This is a genomic window from Kluyvera sp. STS39-E (genome assembly GCF_040932435.1).
In the GTDB taxonomy this organism is placed as follows: domain Bacteria; phylum Pseudomonadota; class Gammaproteobacteria; order Enterobacterales; family Enterobacteriaceae; genus Kluyvera.
The window spans coordinates 191404-208761 of record NZ_JBFQGA010000002.1; the positions used below are offsets into that span (position 1 = coordinate 191404).

Genomic DNA, 17358 nt, shown 5'->3' on the forward strand with positions numbered 1-17358 from the left:
TCGGTTCCCAAAAACTGTTCACCCATTACCCTACAGACAGCAGCGTAGATTGTTGCCAACCTACGCCCGCTTCTGTGCGGCATGTCGGCGATTAAATTGGCTGAGTCATTAACCCGACCGATTTCACCCCGGCGCTGTGTAACAGGTTAAGCGCTTTAATTATTTCATCATAAGGCACGTCTTTCGCGCCCCCAATTAAGAAGACCGTCTTCGGATTCGCCTGCAACCGGCGCTGCGCTTCTGCAACAACCTGTTCAGGTGGCAACTGCGGCATCTTCTCCGGACCAACGTTCACGCTGTATTGCCCAACGCCGGACACTTCAACGATCACCGGGGGCTCATCATTACTGCTGACAGCCTGTGACTCGGTGGCATCAGGAAGATCCACTTCCACGCTCTGCGTAATGATCGGCGCCGTCGCCATGAAGATCAGCAACAGCACCAGCAACACATCCAGCAGCGGAACGATGTTAATTTCGGATTTCAGCTCGCGCTTTCCGCGTCCACGTGCTCTGGCCATGGTTTACCCCTTGTTGCTTTCGCTGGTGGTAAACGCTTGACGGTGCAGAATGGCGGTGAACTCTTCCATAAAGTTGTCGTAGTTCAGCTCCAGTTTGTTCACGCGCTGATTCAGGCGGTTGTACGCCATTACCGCAGGAATTGCGGCGAACAGACCAATCGCGGTGGCGATCAGTGCTTCTGCGATACCTGGCGCAACCATTTGCAGCGTCGCCTGCTTAACCGCACCCAGTGCGATAAAGGCGTGCATGATCCCCCATACGGTACCGAACAGACCGATATACGGGCTGATAGAACCGACGGTGCCAAGGAATGGGATATGCGTTTCCAGCGTTTCCAACTCACGGTTCATGGAAATGCGCATCGCACGCGAGGCCCCTTCCACCACCGCCTCTGGCGCATGGTTGTTCGCGCGATGCAGACGAGCAAATTCTTTAAATCCGCTGTAGAAGATCTGCTCAGAACCCGCCAGATTATCACGACGACCTTGGCTCTCCTGATACAGGCGAGACAGCTCGATACCGGACCAGAATTTGTCTTCAAACGCTTCAGCCTCGCGGGTAGCCGCATTAAGGATGCGCGTTCTCTGGATAATGATGGCCCAGGATGCGATTGAAAAACCAATCAAAATCAGCATGATAAGTTTAACCAGAAGGCTAGCCTTCAGGAACAAATCAAGGATGTTCATGTCAGTCACTGCTTAAACTCCGCGACAATAGACTTGGGAAGCGCACGAGGCTTCATGATGAGTGGATCAACACAGACAATCAGAACTTCTGCTTCGTTCAGAAGCTTATTCTCAGCGTTGACTATTCTCTGCGTAAAGACCATTGAGGTACCACGCATTGATGTAATTTCTGTTTGGACTTCGAGCATATCGTCGAGTCTGGCAGCTGCAAAATACTCCAGCGTCATTTTGCGCACGACAAAGGCCACGCGTTCAGCCAGCAAAACCTGTTGGCTGAAGTGATGGTGACGCAGCATCTCTGTACGTGCTCTTTCATAGAAAGCCACATAGCTGGCGTGGTAAACCACCCCCCCGGCGTCGGTATCTTCGTAGTAGACCCTAACCGGCCATCGAAACAGCGTTGTATTCACTTTACGTCCCAGTAATGCAAAAAATTTTTTGGGTTTTTGAACTTCGCTACTATACGCGCGGGAATGATGGTTTGGAATGGGGAGAAGTAAACGGAGCGTAAATATTTATGGGCTTAGGCAAGCCCATCTTTACTAGGCAAGAATTTTCAGTGGTAGAAGAAGAAAATTAAGCCTGCGAATAACACTAAATCGGCGATAAGAGGACAAAAAATCCCTTGCCAGTGAATCGACCGCGGGCGGAACCCCACCCCGTGAATCACGCCAGCACACACCGACCACATCAACAAGAAACCATGCCAGATTTCAAGCTCGCTGGTCTTCGCCGCAAATCGCGTCGGATCCCAGAAGATGCAGCCCGCAAGCGCCAGGGCCATAACAAGGGAAAGCGCCCGCAAGGGGCGCTTGTCCATTATCGCGTATAACGTCGCGATAACATTTTTCATTAGTGCTTTTCTTCACCCGCTTTGGACGCTTCAACGTGCTCCAGCGCCAGGGCGGTGATAACGCCGAATGCACAAGCAAGAAGCGTTCCCAAAATCCATGCGAAATACCACATATTCAGCTCCTTACTTAGTACAGAGAATGGGTGTTGCGTTCGATATCTTCTTTAGTGATGCGACCGAACATTTTCCAGTAACACCACGTGGTGTAGGCCAGAATAATCGGTACGAAGACAATCGCGACATAGGTCATCAGGTTCAGCGTTAACTGGCTAGACGTTGCATCCCACATGGTCAGGCTCGCGTTCATCATTGTGCTAGAAGGCATAATGAATGGGAACATAGCGATGCCCGCGGTCAGGATGATGCACGCCAGCGTCAGCGAGGAGAACAGGAACGCCCATGCTCCTTTATCAGCTTTGGTGGTAACAATGGTCAGCAACGGCAGCACTACGCCCAGAGCAGGAATCGCCCACAGCGCTGGCATGTTGTTGAAGTTCACCATCCATGCACCCGCTTCACGCGCCACTTCTTTGGTCAACGGGTTAGACGGACCGGTATGATCCAGAACCGATTTCACCACGTAGCCATCAATACCGTAGTAGACCCAAACGCCTGCCAGTGCGAAGCACACCATCGTCACCAGCGCCGCCACCATAGAGACGTTACGTGTACGCAGGTGCAGTTCGCCCACGGTACGCATCTGCAAATAGGTTGCGCCCTGGGTCAGGATCATCGCGGCACTCACAATACCGGCCAACAGACCAAACGGATTCAGCAGTTGGAAGAAGTTACCGGTGTAGTACAGGCGCATATATTCATCGACGTGGAACGGTACGCCCTGCAGCAGGTTACCGAACGCGACGCCAATCACCAGCGGTGGCACGAAGCTACCGATGAAGATGCCCCAGTCCCACATATTGCGCCAGCGGGTGTCTTCGATCTTCGAGCGGTAGTCAAAGCCAACCGGACGGAAGAACAAGGATGCCAGCACAAGGATCATCGCCACGTAGAAGCCGGAGAAGGCAGCTGCGTAGACCATCGGCCATGCGGCAAACAGCGCGCCACCGGCGGTGATGAGCCACACCTGGTTACCGTCCCAGTGCGGAGCGATGGAGTTAATCATGATTCGACGCTCGGTGTCATTACGACCGAGGAAGCGGGTGAGCATGCCCACCCCCATGTCGAAACCGTCGGCGACGGCAAAACCAATCAGCAAGACACCAATTAGCAGCCACCAGATAAAACGTAGTACTTCATAATCGATCATTTGACGACTCCTGTCTTAGCGTGCCGGCTGAGTAGTCGCGGTAGACTGCTCATAGTGGTAACGACCGGTTTTCAAGCTGCTTGGTCCACGGCGGGCAAATTTGAACATCAGGTACAGTTCTGCGACGAGGAACAGAGTGTACAGACCACAAATCAGCAGCATCGAGAAGATCAGATCGCCAGCGGTCAGACTGGAGTTGGCCACTGCCGTCGGCAGAACCTCACCAATTGCCCACGGCTGACGGCCGTACTCGGCAACAAACCAACCTGACTCAATAGCAATCCACGGCAGCGGAATCGCGTACAACGCGGTACGCAGCAGCCATTTTTTCTCACCGATCTGGTTACGAATCACGGTCCAGAAGGAAACCGCAATAATTGCCAGCATCAGGATGCCGCACGCCACCATGATACGGAAAGCGAAGTACAGCGGCGCAACGCGTGGGATAGAGTCTTTCGTTGCTTGGCTAATCTGCGCTTCCGTTGCGTCAGCAACGTTGTCGGTATAGCGCTTGAGCAACAGACCGTAGCCCAGGTCTTTTTTGACGTGGTTGAACTCATCACGAACGGACTGGTCAGCCGAACCACCACGCAGCTGTTCGAGCAGCGAGTAGGCTTTCATACCGTTACGGATACGCTCTTCGTGCTGCACCATCAGATCTTTCAGACCGGTCACCTGCTTATCAACAGAGCGGGTCGCGATGATGCCAAGCGCGTAAGGAATTTGAATAGAGAAACGGTTTTCCTGTGCGTCCTGATCGGGAATACCAAACAGGGTAAAGGCGGCAGGCGCTGGCTGAGTTTCCCATTCGGCTTCAATGGCGGCCAGTTTGGTTTTCTGCACGTCGCCCATTTCGTAACCGGATTCATCACCCAGAACGATAACAGACAGGATAGCCGCCATGCCGAAGCTTGCAGCAATGGCGAAGGAGCGCTTCGCAAAAGCGAAGTCACGACCGCGCAGCATATAGTAGGAGCTGATGCCAAGTACGAACATCGCGCCGCACACGTAGCCGGAGGCGACGGTGTGGACGAATTTCACCTGTGCGACCGGGTTAAGGACCAGCTCAGAGAAGCTGACCATTTCCATACGCATGGTTTCGAAGTTGAAATCGGAGGCAATCGGGTTCTGCATCCAACCGTTCGCGACCAGAATCCACAGTGCGGAGAGGTTGGAGCCAAGCGCCACCAGCCAAGTGACAGCCATGTGCTGGACTTTGCCCAGACGATCCCAACCGAAGAAGAACAGACCTACAAAGGTAGATTCGAGGAAGAAGGCCATTAGACCTTCGATGGCCAGCGGCGCACCGAAGATATCGCCTACATAGTGGGAATAGTAAGACCAGTTAGTCCCGAACTGGAACTCCATGGTCAAACCGGTCGCCACACCCAGAGCAAAGTTGATACCAAACAACTTGCCCCAGAACTTGGTCATATCTTTATAAATCTGTTTGCCGGAAAGGACGTAGACCGTTTCCATGATTGCCAGCAGGAACGCCATACCCAGCGTCAGCGGTACAAACAGGAAGTGGTACATCGCGGTCAAGGCAAACTGTAAGCGCGACAGTTCGACTATATCTAACATCATGACTCCTTGCTCATCGCATGAAGACTCCGAGATTGAACCCGCTAGCGGGATTCAAACACATGCCCCAATACAAATTTATTTGTTTCCCGCTTCGTTGCTTTCTCTTCTCAGAGGAAATCATTGTCAGCAAAGGTTACAAATACGTTAATAAAAAACTCAAATTGATCCCTCGAATATATTACGCCGTAATAACCATACAATAAACAGGTTTTTACTGAACTGTCTTTACGTTTTACGACGTTGATCAATATATAGCGGAGAGGGTAGTTTTCAGCCAGTTTGATCCGGGACAATTAAACGCTTTTTCGCCAATATTGCCAAGCTTTAGATATTGATATAAATCAACATTTACGCTTAATGTTGATTTGATGTATCAGGGGATGAATTGTGTAATTTGATTGTTAAATTAATGTTTACGCAATGCGCCTTATAGTTACTAAAATGGCTGATATGGAAATTATAGGTAATGTAATTTAACTTTGGAATGAGGAAGAAAAAAGGAAAATTTAAAACAAGATTGTGTCGATTACTTCACGGTTATTTTCTTGCTAGCACATATTTCATTATTTTCTAGCTGTTCGTTTTTTCTCTATTCTACGCCGGACTCCAGTCGCCAATGTGCATCCATCGCCGTAATACGCTGATAAGCGTCGGCTATAGATTTACCCTGGTAGCCAAACGGCGCCATTAAAAAAGGCCGCCCAAGGGCGGCCAACCATGTCGAAAACTAGACATATAAAGCTCCCTGCTTCCCGTATGCATCGGGAATTTATGAGGGAGCAGAGAGGATTATTTGAGGATTGTGTTCAGCGCTTCGCCGATGTCAGCCAAGCTGCGTACGGTTTTCACGCCTGCAGCTTCCAGCGCTGCGAATTTCTCGTCCGCAGTGCCTTTACCACCGGCAATGATGGCGCCAGCGTGGCCCATACGTTTGCCTTTTGGCGCAGTCACACCTGCGATGTAACCCACCACTGGCTTGGTTACGTGATCTTTAATATAGGCTGCCGCTTCTTCTTCAGCGCTACCGCCGATCTCACCGATCATCACGATCGCTTCAGTCTGCGGATCTTCCTGGAACATCTTCAGGATATCGATGAAGTTAGAACCCGGGATCGGGTCACCGCCGATGCCCACACAGGTGGACTGGCCGAAGCCGTAGTCGGTGGTCTGCTTAACCGCTTCATAGGTCAGCGTACCGGAACGGGAAACGATGCCCACTTTACCCGGCTGGTGAATATGACCCGGCATGATGCCGATTTTGCATTCACCTGGGGTGATAACGCCTGGGCAGTTCGGGCCAATCATGCGCACGCCAGCTTCATCCAGTTTTACCTTCACGGTCAGCATATCCAGCGTTGGGATGCCTTCGGTGATGGTGATGATAAGCTTAATGCCTGCGTCGATAGCTTCCAGAATGGAGTCTTTGCAGAACGGTGCCGGAACGTAGATAACGGTCGCGGTGGCGCCAGTCGCTTCTACTGCTTCGCGCACGGTGTTGAACACCGGCAGGCCGAGGTGCGTGGTGCCGCCTTTACCTGGGGTTACGCCGCCAACCATCTGCGTACCGTAAGCAATTGCCTGTTCGGAGTGGAAAGAACCCTGGCTACCGGTAAAGCCCTGACAGATAACCTTGGTGTTTTTATCGATTAAAATAGACATTATTTTCCCTCCACTGCGGCAACAACCTGCTGTGCTGCGTCCGTCAGACTTTTCGCTGCAATAATATTCAGGCCGCTGTCAGCCAATTTCTTCGCGCCGAGTTCAGCGTTGTTACCTTCCAGACGTACGACAACTGGAACATTAACGCCCACTTCTTCTACCGCGCCGATGATACCGTCAGCGATCAGGTCGCAACGTACGATACCACCGAAGATGTTCACCAGAACCGCTTTCACATTGTCATCAGACAGAATGATTTTGAACGCTTCGGTAACACGTTCTTTGGTTGCGCCGCCGCCAACGTCAAGGAAGTTAGCCGGTTCGCCACCGTGCAGCTTAACGATGTCCATGGTGCCCATTGCTAGGCCCGCACCGTTAACCATGCAGCCGATGTTGCCATCAAGTGCTACGTAGTTCAGTTCCCACTGTGCTGCTTGCGCTTCACGTGGATCTTCCTGCGACTGGTCGCGCATTTCGCGCAGGTCAGCCTGACGGAACAGCGCGTTGCCGTCAGCGCCCAGCTTGCCATCGAGGCAGATCAGATCGCCCTGCTTGGTCACAACCAGCGGGTTGATTTCAATAAGCGCCAGATCGCGCTCAAGGAAGATAGTCGCCAGACCCATGAAGATCTTGGTGAACTGCTGAACCTGTTTACCTTCCAGACCCAGTTTGAACGCCAGTTCGCGACCCTGGTAAGGCATTGGGCCCGCCAGCGGATCAAGCGCAACTTTATGGATCAGGTGTGGGGTTTCTTCCGCCACTTTCTCGATTTCCACGCCGCCTTCAGTAGACGCCATGAACACCACACGACGGGAGCTACGGTCAACAACCGCGCCCAGGTACAGTTCTTTACCGATATCCGTTGCCGCTTCAACCAAAATCTGGTTTACAGGCTGACCGTGTGCATCCGTCTGATAGGTCACCAGACGTTTGCCCAGCCAATGCTCTGCGAACGCACGGATCTCTTCTTTGGAATTAACAACCTTCACACCGCCCGCTTTACCGCGGCCACCAGCGTGAACCTGACATTTTACTACCCACGGGCCAGCGCCGATTTTTGAAGCGGCTTCTTCTGCTTCGCGCGGAGTAGTACAGGCATAACCCACCGGAGCCGGTAAGCCATAGCGGGCAAAGAGTTGTTTTGCCTGGTATTCATGTAAGTTCATGTGTTCTATCCATCCTTCAGGTAATCATTATCTTAAACCGTAGGCCTGATAAGACACGACAGTGTCGCCATCAGGCATTACGCCGGATGGCGGCGCAAACGCCTTATCCGGCCTACGGGCAGGTGATACTCTTATTAACTACACGTCCAGCAGCAGACGGGTTGGATCTTCCAGCAATTCTTTAATGGCTACCAGGAAGCCTACCGACTCGCGCCCATCAATCAGACGGTGGTCATAGGACAGCGCCAGGTACATCATTGGCAGAATTTCAACTTTGCCATCAACCGCCATCGGGCGATCTTTAATGGCATGCATGCCCAGAATCGCGCTCTGAGGCGGGTTGATAATCGGAGTAGACATCAGGGAACCGAACACACCGCCGTTGGTAATGGTGAAGTTACCGCCGGTCAGGTCTTCTACGGTCAGCTTGCCGTCACGGCCTTTCAGTGCCAGAACCTTGATGTTTTTCTCGATGTCAGCCATGCCGAGGGCATCAACGTCACGCAGAACCGGGGTCACCAAGCCGCGTGGCGTAGAAACCGCCATGCTCACGTCGAAGTAGTTGTGATAAACAACATCATCGCCGTCGATAGAAGCGTTCACTTCCGGGTAGCGTTTCAACGCTTCAACCACGGCTTTCACGTAGAAGGACATGAAGCCCAGACGGATACCGTGACGTTTTTCAAACGCATCACCGTACTGCTTACGCAGGTCCATAATTGGCTTCATGTTGACTTCGTTGAACGTGGTCAACATCGCGGTAGAGTTTTTCGCTTCCAGCAGACGCTCGGCCACGCGTTTGCGCAGACGGGTCATCGGAACGCGTTTCTCTGAACGGCCAGCCAGAGGAGCCGGTGCCGCAGCTGTTGCTGCCGCAGGGGCTTTGGCTTCAGCTTTTGCTGGTGCTTTCGCCAGATGTTTTTCAACGTCTTCGCGGGTCAGACGGCCACCCACGCCAGTGCCTTTAATGGCATTGGCATCGAGGCTGTGCTCAGCCAGCAGGCGACGGATCGCCGGGCTGAGCGCTTCATTATTTTGTTCTTCCAGCGACGCCTGCTGGCGCTGCGCCGGAGTGGACTCTTTCGCTTCAGACTTGGCGCTGGTTTCTTTACCCGCGCTGTTGCCTTCCCGCAGGCGTCCCAGGATCTGACGAGAGGTCACGGTAGTGCCTTCATCTTCCAGAACGGCATCCAGAATGCCATCCGCCGACGCCGGTACTTCCAGTACCACTTTGTCAGTTTCGATTTCTACCAGCACTTCATCACGAACTACCGCATCGCCGGGTTTTTTATGCCAGGTTGCCACGGTAGCATCTGCTACGGATTCAGGCAGGTCGGGAACCAGAATATCTACGCTACTCATTTTGTATCCTTAATTAATCGACGTTCAGCGCGTCATTGACCAGATCTTGTTGCTGCTTCTGGTGAACGGACATATACCCTACCGCCGGCGAGGCGGAGGCTGGGCGACCTGCATAACGCAGAGCGGCCCCAAATGGAATTACATCACGGAAATGATGCTGGCTGCAGTACCAAGCCCCTTGGTTAAGAGGTTCTTCCTGACACCAAACGAAATCATGTACGTGAGCAAAAGATTTCAATGCTTCTTGTACGGCCTGGTGCGGGAACGGATACAGCTGTTCGATACGCACGATAGCCACATCTTTTTGGTCGTTTTTGCGACGCTGTTCCAGCAGGTCGTAGTACACCTTACCGGAGCACAGCACGACGCGTTTCACGTCCTGCGGATTCAGTTCGTCAATCTCACCGATGGCTGGCATAAAGGTGCCGTTCGCCAGTTCGTCGAGAGTAGAAACCGCCAGCGGATGACGCAGCAGCGATTTCGGTGACATCACCACCAGCGGACGACGCATCCCGCGCAGCGCCTGACGACGCAGCATGTGATACACCTGTGCCGGCGTCGATGGCACGCAAACCTGCATGTTCTGCTGAGCGCAAAGCTGCAGATAACGTTCCAGACGTGCAGAAGAGTGTTCCGGGCCCTGACCTTCGTAACCGTGCGGCAGCAGCATCACCAGACCACACATACGGCCCCATTTCTGCTCGCCGGAGGAGATGAACTGGTCAATCACCACCTGCGCACCGTTGGCGAAGTCGCCGAACTGGGCTTCCCAGATGGTCAGCGTACGCGGTTCAGCCGTTGCGTAACCATATTCAAACGCCAGCACCGCTTCTTCAGACAGCACGGAGTCCCAAACCTTAAAGTCGCCCTGCCCGTTATGCACGTGCTGCAGCGGCGTATAGGTTGAGCCGTTAGACTGATTATGGATAACCGCATGGCGGTGGAAGAAGGTGCCGCGACCGGCATCTTCGCCCGATAGGCGAACCGGCACGCCCTCATCAACCAGCGTGGCGTAGGCCAGGTTTTCCGCGCCGCCCCAATCAAACAGCTTGTCACCCGCGGCCATTGACTGACGGTCGCCGTAGATTTTCGCTACGCGAGACTGCATTTCGATGGCATCAGGTACGGTGCTGATACGGTTAGCCAACTCCTGCAGGCGTTTCATGTCAACCTTGTTCGGATAACTTTCATCCCACTCGTGGTTGAGATATGGCGACCAAGTAAAGGAGTGCATATTCATTGGACGCCACTCTTTCACCACGCATTCGCCCGCGTCCAGCGCGTCGCGATACAGGTTAACCATCTCGGTGGCATCTTCCAGCGTTGCAACTTTGTCCGCTTCCAGCTTGTCAGCGTAGATTTTGCGCGGAGTCGGATGCTTTTTGATTTTCTGGTACATCAGCGGCTGGGTTGCACTTGGCTCGTCGGCTTCGTTATGGCCGTGACGGCGGTAGCACACCAGGTCGATGAACACATCGCGTTTAAAGGTATTACGGAAGTCCAGCGCCAGGCGGGTCACGAAAGCAACGGCTTCCGGGTCATCCGCGTTAACGTGGAAAATCGGTGCCATCACCATCTTGCCGATATCGGTACAGTACGGCGTGGAGCGCGCATCCAGTGGGTTCGAGGTGGTGAAGCCCACCTGGTTGTTGATAACGATACGCACGGTACCGCCCACTTCATAACCCCGCGCTTTGGACATGTTCAGGGTTTCCTGAACAACGCCCTGCCCGGTTACTGCCGCATCACCGTGAATGGTAATTGGCAGAACCTGGTTGATACTTGGTTCGTCCAGACGATCCAGACGCGCACGAACGGAACCGATAACCACCGGGCTTACGATTTCGAGGTGCGACGGGTTGAACGCCAGCGCCAGGTGCACAAGGCCACCTTCGGTTTCGATATCGGAAGAGAAGCCCATGTGGTACTTCACGTCGCCGGTGCCGAGGTGTTCTTTATGCTTGCCTGAGAACTCGTCGAACAACTCCTGGGACTGTTTGCCCAGTACGTTGATCAGCACGTTCAAACGACCGCGGTGCGCCATACCCAGCACCACTTCACGGGTGCCGCTCTTGCCCGCATGGCGGATCATCTCTTTGAGCATTGGTACCAGCGCGTCACCGCCTTCCAGCGAGAAGCGTTTTGCACCTGGGAATTTCGCACCCAGGTAACGCTCCAGACCTTCAGCTGCGGTCAATTCGCTCAAGAAACGCGTTTTCTCTTCGGCGCTGAAAGTGGCATGCCCCGCTTCGAAACGCTGTTGGATCCAGCGTTTTTCTTCGGTATTGGTAATGTGCATGTACTCTGCGCCGATGTGGCCGCAGTAGGTCTGTTTGAGCGCGTCAATCAGATCCCCAAGCTTCATCGTCTCTTTGCCGATAGCAAAAGAACCTACGTTAAAGCTCTCTTGGAAATCGGCCTCGGTCAGATCGTGGAAAGCGGGATCTAAATCAGCCACTTTATCCTGCTGCCACAGCCCCAGCGGATCGAGGATCGCGTGCTGGTGACCACGGAAGCGATATGCGTTGATAAGCTGCAGGACTTTAACCTGCTTCGCATTCGTGTCAGGGTCGGAAATAGAAGAAGAGTAACGTGAGGCATCCTTCGCCAAACGACGGAAATAATCACGCGTGGTTGAATGGAGTTGATCCGGTTTGACTCCGGTGCCAGGTAACTGCTGGAACGTCGAACGCCAGTTAGCGTCTACCGAGTCAGGATCGGTTAAGAAGTCTTCATAGAGCTGTTCTATCCAGCTCTGGTTTGAGCCAGAGAGGTAAGAAGAGTCCAACCAGGCTTTCAAAGCGCTGTTCTGCATCGTGATCCCTTAAGCATTTTTATGCTTACTTCGCCGTGGATACTACCACGCACACCGCTGTGCGTGCCGGGGTTCACCTGTTGCGGACTGTCGTATCATCTGCGTCCGCTAAGGAACCTTTAAAAACTGTCAAACATAAAAAAGGCAGTTTTTAGAGGTTTCCTGCATTGCTAGTATTGCCTGATGGCGCTGCGCTTATCAGGCCTACGGGATTGTGCCCGGTAGGCCGGATAAGACGTTTACGTCGCCATCCGGCAACGCTGACTACTTACGCACTACGTTGCAGCAGCATCGACTTAATATGGCCGATGGCGCGCGTCGGGTTCAGCCCCTTAGGACATACACTGACGCAGTTCATAATGCTGTGGCAGCGGAATACGCTGAAAGCATCGCTCAACCCTTCCAGACGGCTGTCGGTTTCGGTATCGCGACTGTCGATCAGGAAGCGATACGCAGCCAGCAAACCTGCTGGGCCAACAAACTTGTCCGGGTTCCACCAGAACGACGGGCAAGACGTTGAACAACATGCGCACAGAATACACTCGTACAAGCCATCGAGTTTCTCGCGCTGCTCTGGCATCTGCAGATGCTCACGAGCCGGAGGATTTTGCCCATTATTCAACAAGTAAGGCTTAATCTTCTCATATTGTGCATAGAATTGCCCCATGTCTACCACCAAATCGCGAATCACTGGCAGACCCGGGAGTGGACGGATAACAATTTTCTTGCCCGGCTGATTCAGCGCGGAGATCGGCGTGATACATGCCAGACCATTTTTGCCGTTCATGTTCAGGCCGTCGGAGCCACAAACCCCTTCACGGCACGAGCGGCGGAACGATAACGATGGATCTTTTTCTTTCAGCTGCATCAGCGCATCGAGCAGCATCATGTCGCGACCTTCTTCCGCTTCCAGGGTGTAATCCTGCATGCGCGGAGCATCGTCTACGTCCGGGTTATAACGATAAACTGAAAACTCGAGTTTCATTTTCCTGTCTCCGCATTAATAAGTACGAATCTTCGGCGGGAATGCCGGACGCAGTTTCGGTTCCATGTTAACGCTACGACGCGTCATGGATTCCGACTCTGGCAGATACAGGGAATGACAAAGCCAGTTCGCATCATCACGATCCGGATAGTCGAAGCGGCTATGCGCGCCACGGCTTTCGGTACGGAAGTTCGCAGAAACAGCCGTTGCATAAGCGGTTTCCATCAGGTTATCCAGCTCCAAGCACTCAACGCGCTGGGTGTTGAACTCACTAGAGGTGTCATCCAGACGGGCATTTTTCAAACGCTCACGGATAGCTTTCAGCTGCTCAAGCCCTTTCGCCATCGCGTCACCTTCACGGAATACCGAGAAGTTGTGCTGCATACATTCTTGCAGCGCTTTACGGATTTCGACCGGGTCTTCGCCATCACGGTTACCGTTCCAACGGTTCAGACGTTCCAGAGAAGCATCGATCTCTTCTTCGGTTGCATCACGCAGTTCACCCTGCTCAGCAATAGACTCTTGCAGATGCAGACCCACCGCACGGCCAAACACCACCAGATCCAGCAGCGAGTTGCCGCCCAGACGGTTCGCGCCGTGTACCGATACGCAGGCGATTTCGCCCACAGCGAACAGGCCAGGGATCACCACGTCTTCGCCCTGCTCGTTCACGGTCAGCGCCTGGCCGCTCACTTTGGTCGGAATACCGCCCATCATGTAGTGGCAGGTTGGAATGACCGGAATCGGCTCTTTCACCGGGTCAACGTGCGCGAAGGTACGGGAAAGCTCAAGGATGCCCGGCAGACGGGATTCCAGCACTTCTTTACCCAGGTGGTCGAGTTTCAGCTTGGCGTGTGGGCCCCATGGACCGTCACAGCCACGGCCTTCACGGATTTCGATCATGATGGAACGCGCCACCACGTCACGACCCGCAAGGTCTTTCGCATTCGGGGCATAACGCTCCATGAAGCGCTCGCCGTGTTTGTTCAGCAGGTAGCCACCTTCACCACGACAGCCTTCTGTAACCAGTACGCCCGCACCGGCGATACCGGTTGGGTGGAACTGCCACATTTCCATATCCTGCACCGGCACACCGGCGCGGATAGCCATACCTACGCCGTCACCGGTGTTGATATGCGCGTTAGTCGTAGACTGATAAATACGGCCTGCACCGCCGGTCGCTAGGACCGTTGCGCGGGCTTTGAAGTAAACCACCTCACCGGTTTCGATGCACAGTGCGGTACAACCGACCACCGCGCCATCGGCGTTTTTCACCAGATCCAGCGCGTACCACTCGGAGAAAATGGTGGTGTGGTTTTTCAGGTTCTGCTGATACAGCGTATGCAGCAAGGCGTGACCGGTGCGGTCAGCGGCCGCCGCAGTACGTGCCGCCTGCTCGCCGCCGAAGTTTTTCGACTGGCCGCCAAACGGACGTTGATAGATGGTGCCGTCATCGAGACGCGAGAACGGCAGGCCCATATGGTCCAGCTCCAGAATCGCTTCCGGGCCGGTTTTACACATATATTCGATAGCATCTTGGTCACCGATGTAGTCCGACCCTTTAACGGTGTCGTACATGTGCCATTCCCAGTTATCTTCATGGGTATTACCGAGCGCCACGGTGATGCCACCCTGCGCAGATACGGTATGGGAACGGGTCGGGAACACTTTAGACAGCAGCGCACAGGTCTGGCCGCTTTGGGAAATTTGCAGCGCCGCGCGCATACCTGCGCCACCGGCACCAATCACTACAGCATCAAATTCTCTGACTGGCAGTTTCATCACACACCCCACACCACAACAAATCCATAAATAACGTAAACCAGCAGGGCAACAACAATGAGCAGTTGCAGCGTCAGACGCAGGGCCAGCGGTTTAACGTAGTCGGTTAACACCTGCCACATGCCAATCCAGGCATGAATCAAGATGGAGAACAGGGCCAACAAGGTGAACACTTTGGTGAACGCAGAGGCAAAGAAACCACTCCAGACTTCCCACGTGACGTCACCATTTATCGCAAAAAAGCCGGCCATGTAGATGATGTACAGAGTCAGGACGATGGCGGTCGCACGAACTAGGATGAAGTCATGTACGCCGTTGCGTCCTAGTGCTGAGGCGTTGCTTACCATACGAGGACTCCTGCAAGAATTGAAAGCACGACAGTAATAACAAAAGAAATTTTCGCGGAGCGTTTACCGGCTTCGAGCGTCTCTTCGATATAACCGAAATCCATTAACACGTGACGAATACCGACCACCGCGTGGTAGGCCAACGCAGTGAGGATGCCCCACATAATGAATTTGGCAAAGAAGCTGCCCATGATGGATGAAGCGGTCTGGAAGCCTTCTGGAGAAGAAAGACTCGTGCCCAGCAGCCACAGCAGAATACCGACAGCCACAAAAGTGATAACGCCGGAAACGCGATGGAGAATGGACGCTATCGCTGTTATAGGGAACCGGATTGTTGTCAAATCCAGATTGACAGGTCTTTGTTTTTTCACATTTCTTATCATGAATAACGCCCACATGCTGTTCTTATTATTTCCTTCCTCCGGTCCGCAGGCGGGTCAAGCAGCGTCTTTTCTATAACTTGCCGTCATGTATAAATCTGCTTCCAGATGCAAAAACGGCGCGTTACAACGCTGGGTGGCTCGGGATTGCAGGGTATTCCGGAGACCTGGCGGCAGTATAGGCCGTTCACAAAATCATTACAATTAACCTACATATAGTTTGTCCGGTTTTATGCAGAACAGTGATCATGCTCACGATTAAAACAATTTTTTAAAAATTAACCACGTGATTTGACAAATATTAAACATTATTGTTACAACCATCACCTGTAAAAGCATATAATGCTCAAAAGTTATGGGGTCACTCTTTCACCTGATAATAAGTTATGTAACAGTGAGACGGAGTTGACCTAACCTATCAGGACAGTTATTAGTGTTGTACAGGTTTGAATAATCGGATTGCTAAGACCCTGATTTGCTGCTGTTTCACTGTAGATTAGACGTGCACCGTCAAGCGCCCTTGCTCTGTACCCTTGCTTTATCTCTACAACAGAGCCGTGAGCCAAATAACAAACTGGCAACGTCGAAATATTTTTTGAATTGCAAATCCGGCATCCAGCAGTCTTAAGCAAAAAGGCGCTAAGGAGACCGTAAATGGCTGATACTAAGGCAAAAATCACCATCACTGGTGATGCTGCTATTGAACTTGATGTGCTAAAAGGTACGCTCGGTCAGGATGTTATTGATATCCGTAGTCTTGGTTCAAAAGGCATTTTTACTTTTGACCCTGGTTTTACCTCTACCGCATCTTGCGAATCTAAAATCACTTTTATTGATGGTGATGAAGGGATCTTGCTGCATCGCGGCTTCCCTATCGATCAGTTAGCCACCGAGTCTAACTACCTCGAAGTGTGCTACATCCTGCTGTACGGTGAGAAACCGTCCCAAGCTGAATTTGATGAGTTCACCACTACCGTCACTCGCCACACCATGATCCACGAACAGATCACCCGTCTGTTCCACGCATTCCGTCGCGACTCTCACCCTATGGCGGTGATGTGCGGGATCACCGGCGCGCTGGCAGCGTTCTACCACGACTCGCTGGACGTAAATAACCCACGCCACCGTGAAATCGCGGCCTTCCGTCTGCTGTCAAAAATGCCAACGATGGCAGCCATGTGTTACAAATATTCCATCGGTCAGCCGTTTGTTTACCCGCGCAACGACCTCTCTTACGCCGGTAACTTCCTGCGTATGATGTTCGCTACGCCGTGCGAAGAGTACGTGGTGAACCCGGTGCTGGAACGCGCAATGGATCGTATCTTGATCCTGCACGCTGACCACGAACAGAATGCTTCCACGTCTACCGTGCGTACCGCCGGCTCTTCCGGCGCTAACCCGTTCGCCTGTATCGCCGCCGGTATTGCTTCTCTGTGGGGGCCAGCACACGGTGGCGCCAACGAAGCTGCACTTAAGATGCTCGAAGAGATCAGCTCCGTTAAGCACATTCCTGAGTTTGTCCGTCGTGCGAAAGACAAGAACGACTCTTTCCGTCTGATGGGCTTCGGCCACCGCGTGTACAAAAACTACGATCCGCGCGCGACCGTAATGCGTGAAACCTGCCACGAAGTGCTGCGTGAACTGGGCTCGAAAGATGATCTGCTGGAAGTGGCGATGGAGCTTGAACACATCGCGTTGAACGACCCGTACTTCATCGAGAAGAAACTGTACCCGAACGTCGACTTCTACTCCGGTATCATCTTAAAAGCGATGGGCATTCCGTCTACCATGTTCACCGTTATCTTCGCGATGGCGCGTACCATTGGCTGGATTGCGCACTGGAACGAAATGCACACCGACGGCATGAAGATTGCGCGTCCACGTCAGCTTTATACCGGCTACGAACAACGCGACTTCAAATCAGACCTCAAAAAATAATCGAGAGCCT

16 protein-coding genes are annotated in these 17358 nt (G+C 52.9%); 1 reads left to right on the forward strand and 15 read right to left on the reverse strand.

Annotated elements, in window-relative coordinates:
* Positions 1–91: 91 nt before the first annotated feature.
* The 15 genes from tolR to sdhC all read right to left on the reverse strand — a co-directional run bounded on the left by tolR (position 92) and on the right by sdhC (position 15428).
* A complete protein-coding gene (tolR, locus tag AB4K05_RS04470; RefSeq protein ID WP_368478810.1) occupies positions 92–520 on the reverse strand; it encodes a colicin uptake protein TolR in 429 nt (142 codons plus the stop codon).
* Between the two features lie 3 nt (positions 521–523).
* On the reverse strand, positions 524–1216 hold the full coding sequence (gene tolQ, locus AB4K05_RS04475; RefSeq protein ID WP_368478811.1) for a Tol-Pal system protein TolQ: 693 nt from the start codon (positions 1214–1216) through the stop codon (positions 524–526).
* Positions 1213–1617, reverse strand: a complete 405-nt coding sequence (ybgC, locus tag AB4K05_RS04480; protein WP_368478812.1) for a tol-pal system-associated acyl-CoA thioesterase — start codon at positions 1615–1617, stop codon at positions 1213–1215. Before ybgC ends, tolQ begins: the two co-directional genes overlap by 4 nt.
* 146 nt (positions 1618–1763) lie before the next feature.
* On the reverse strand, positions 1764–2060 hold the full coding sequence (gene ybgE, locus AB4K05_RS04485; RefSeq protein ID WP_368478813.1) for a cyd operon protein YbgE: 297 nt from the start codon (positions 2058–2060) through the stop codon (positions 1764–1766).
* Positions 2060–2173: a cytochrome bd-I oxidase subunit CydX gene (cydX, locus tag AB4K05_RS04490; RefSeq protein WP_006177208.1), complete on the reverse strand. Its 114-nt coding sequence runs from the start codon at positions 2171–2173 to the stop codon at positions 2060–2062. Before cydX ends, ybgE begins: the two co-directional genes overlap by 1 nt.
* A 14-nt stretch (positions 2174–2187) precedes the next feature.
* A complete protein-coding gene (gene cydB / locus AB4K05_RS04495) occupies positions 2188–3327 on the reverse strand; it encodes a cytochrome d ubiquinol oxidase subunit II (RefSeq protein WP_368478814.1) in 1140 nt (379 codons plus the stop codon).
* Positions 3328–3342: 15 nt separating this feature from the next.
* A complete protein-coding gene (cydA, locus tag AB4K05_RS04500) occupies positions 3343–4911 on the reverse strand; it encodes a cytochrome ubiquinol oxidase subunit I (RefSeq protein ID WP_368479160.1) in 1569 nt (522 codons plus the stop codon).
* A gap of 792 nt (positions 4912–5703) precedes the next feature.
* The gene (sucD, locus tag AB4K05_RS04505; protein WP_368478815.1) at positions 5704–6573 is read right to left on the reverse strand and encodes a succinate--CoA ligase subunit alpha; all 870 of its coding nucleotides are present in this window, start codon (positions 6571–6573) and stop codon (positions 5704–5706) included.
* A complete protein-coding gene (sucC, locus tag AB4K05_RS04510) occupies positions 6573–7739 on the reverse strand; it encodes an ADP-forming succinate--CoA ligase subunit beta (RefSeq protein WP_368478816.1) in 1167 nt (388 codons plus the stop codon). Before sucC ends, sucD begins: the two co-directional genes overlap by 1 nt.
* 138 nt (positions 7740–7877) lie before the next feature.
* Positions 7878–9101, reverse strand: a complete 1224-nt coding sequence (gene odhB / locus AB4K05_RS04515; protein WP_368478817.1) for a 2-oxoglutarate dehydrogenase complex dihydrolipoyllysine-residue succinyltransferase — start codon at positions 9099–9101, stop codon at positions 7878–7880.
* Between the two features lie 13 nt (positions 9102–9114).
* Positions 9115–11916: a 2-oxoglutarate dehydrogenase E1 component gene (gene sucA / locus AB4K05_RS04520; RefSeq protein ID WP_368478818.1), complete on the reverse strand. Its 2802-nt coding sequence runs from the start codon at positions 11914–11916 to the stop codon at positions 9115–9117.
* Between the two features lie 268 nt (positions 11917–12184).
* Entirely contained in the window at positions 12185–12901 is a 717-nt protein-coding gene (sdhB, locus tag AB4K05_RS04525) for a succinate dehydrogenase iron-sulfur subunit SdhB (protein ID WP_234503560.1), read from the reverse strand.
* Between the two features lie 15 nt (positions 12902–12916).
* Positions 12917–14683 (reverse strand): succinate dehydrogenase flavoprotein subunit, encoded by a 1767-nt coding sequence (sdhA, locus tag AB4K05_RS04530; RefSeq protein WP_368478819.1) that lies wholly within the window; start codon positions 14681–14683, stop codon positions 12917–12919.
* Complete coding sequence (gene sdhD, locus AB4K05_RS04535; protein ID WP_368478820.1) at positions 14683–15030, reverse strand: succinate dehydrogenase membrane anchor subunit; 348 nt, start codon at positions 15028–15030, stop codon at positions 14683–14685. Before sdhD ends, sdhA begins: the two co-directional genes overlap by 1 nt.
* Positions 15024–15428: a succinate dehydrogenase cytochrome b556 subunit gene (gene sdhC, locus AB4K05_RS04540; RefSeq protein WP_368478821.1), complete on the reverse strand. Its 405-nt coding sequence runs from the start codon at positions 15426–15428 to the stop codon at positions 15024–15026. The genes sdhD and sdhC overlap by 7 nt, the downstream gene beginning before the upstream one ends.
* 636 nt (positions 15429–16064) lie before the next feature.
* Between sdhC and AB4K05_RS04545 the strand changes: the two genes are divergently transcribed.
* Positions 16065–17348 carry a citrate synthase gene (locus AB4K05_RS04545; protein WP_368478822.1) on the forward strand — a complete coding sequence of 428 codons (1284 nt, stop codon included), beginning with the start codon at positions 16065–16067 and terminating at the stop codon, positions 17346–17348.
* Positions 17349–17358: the final 10 nt, after the last annotated feature.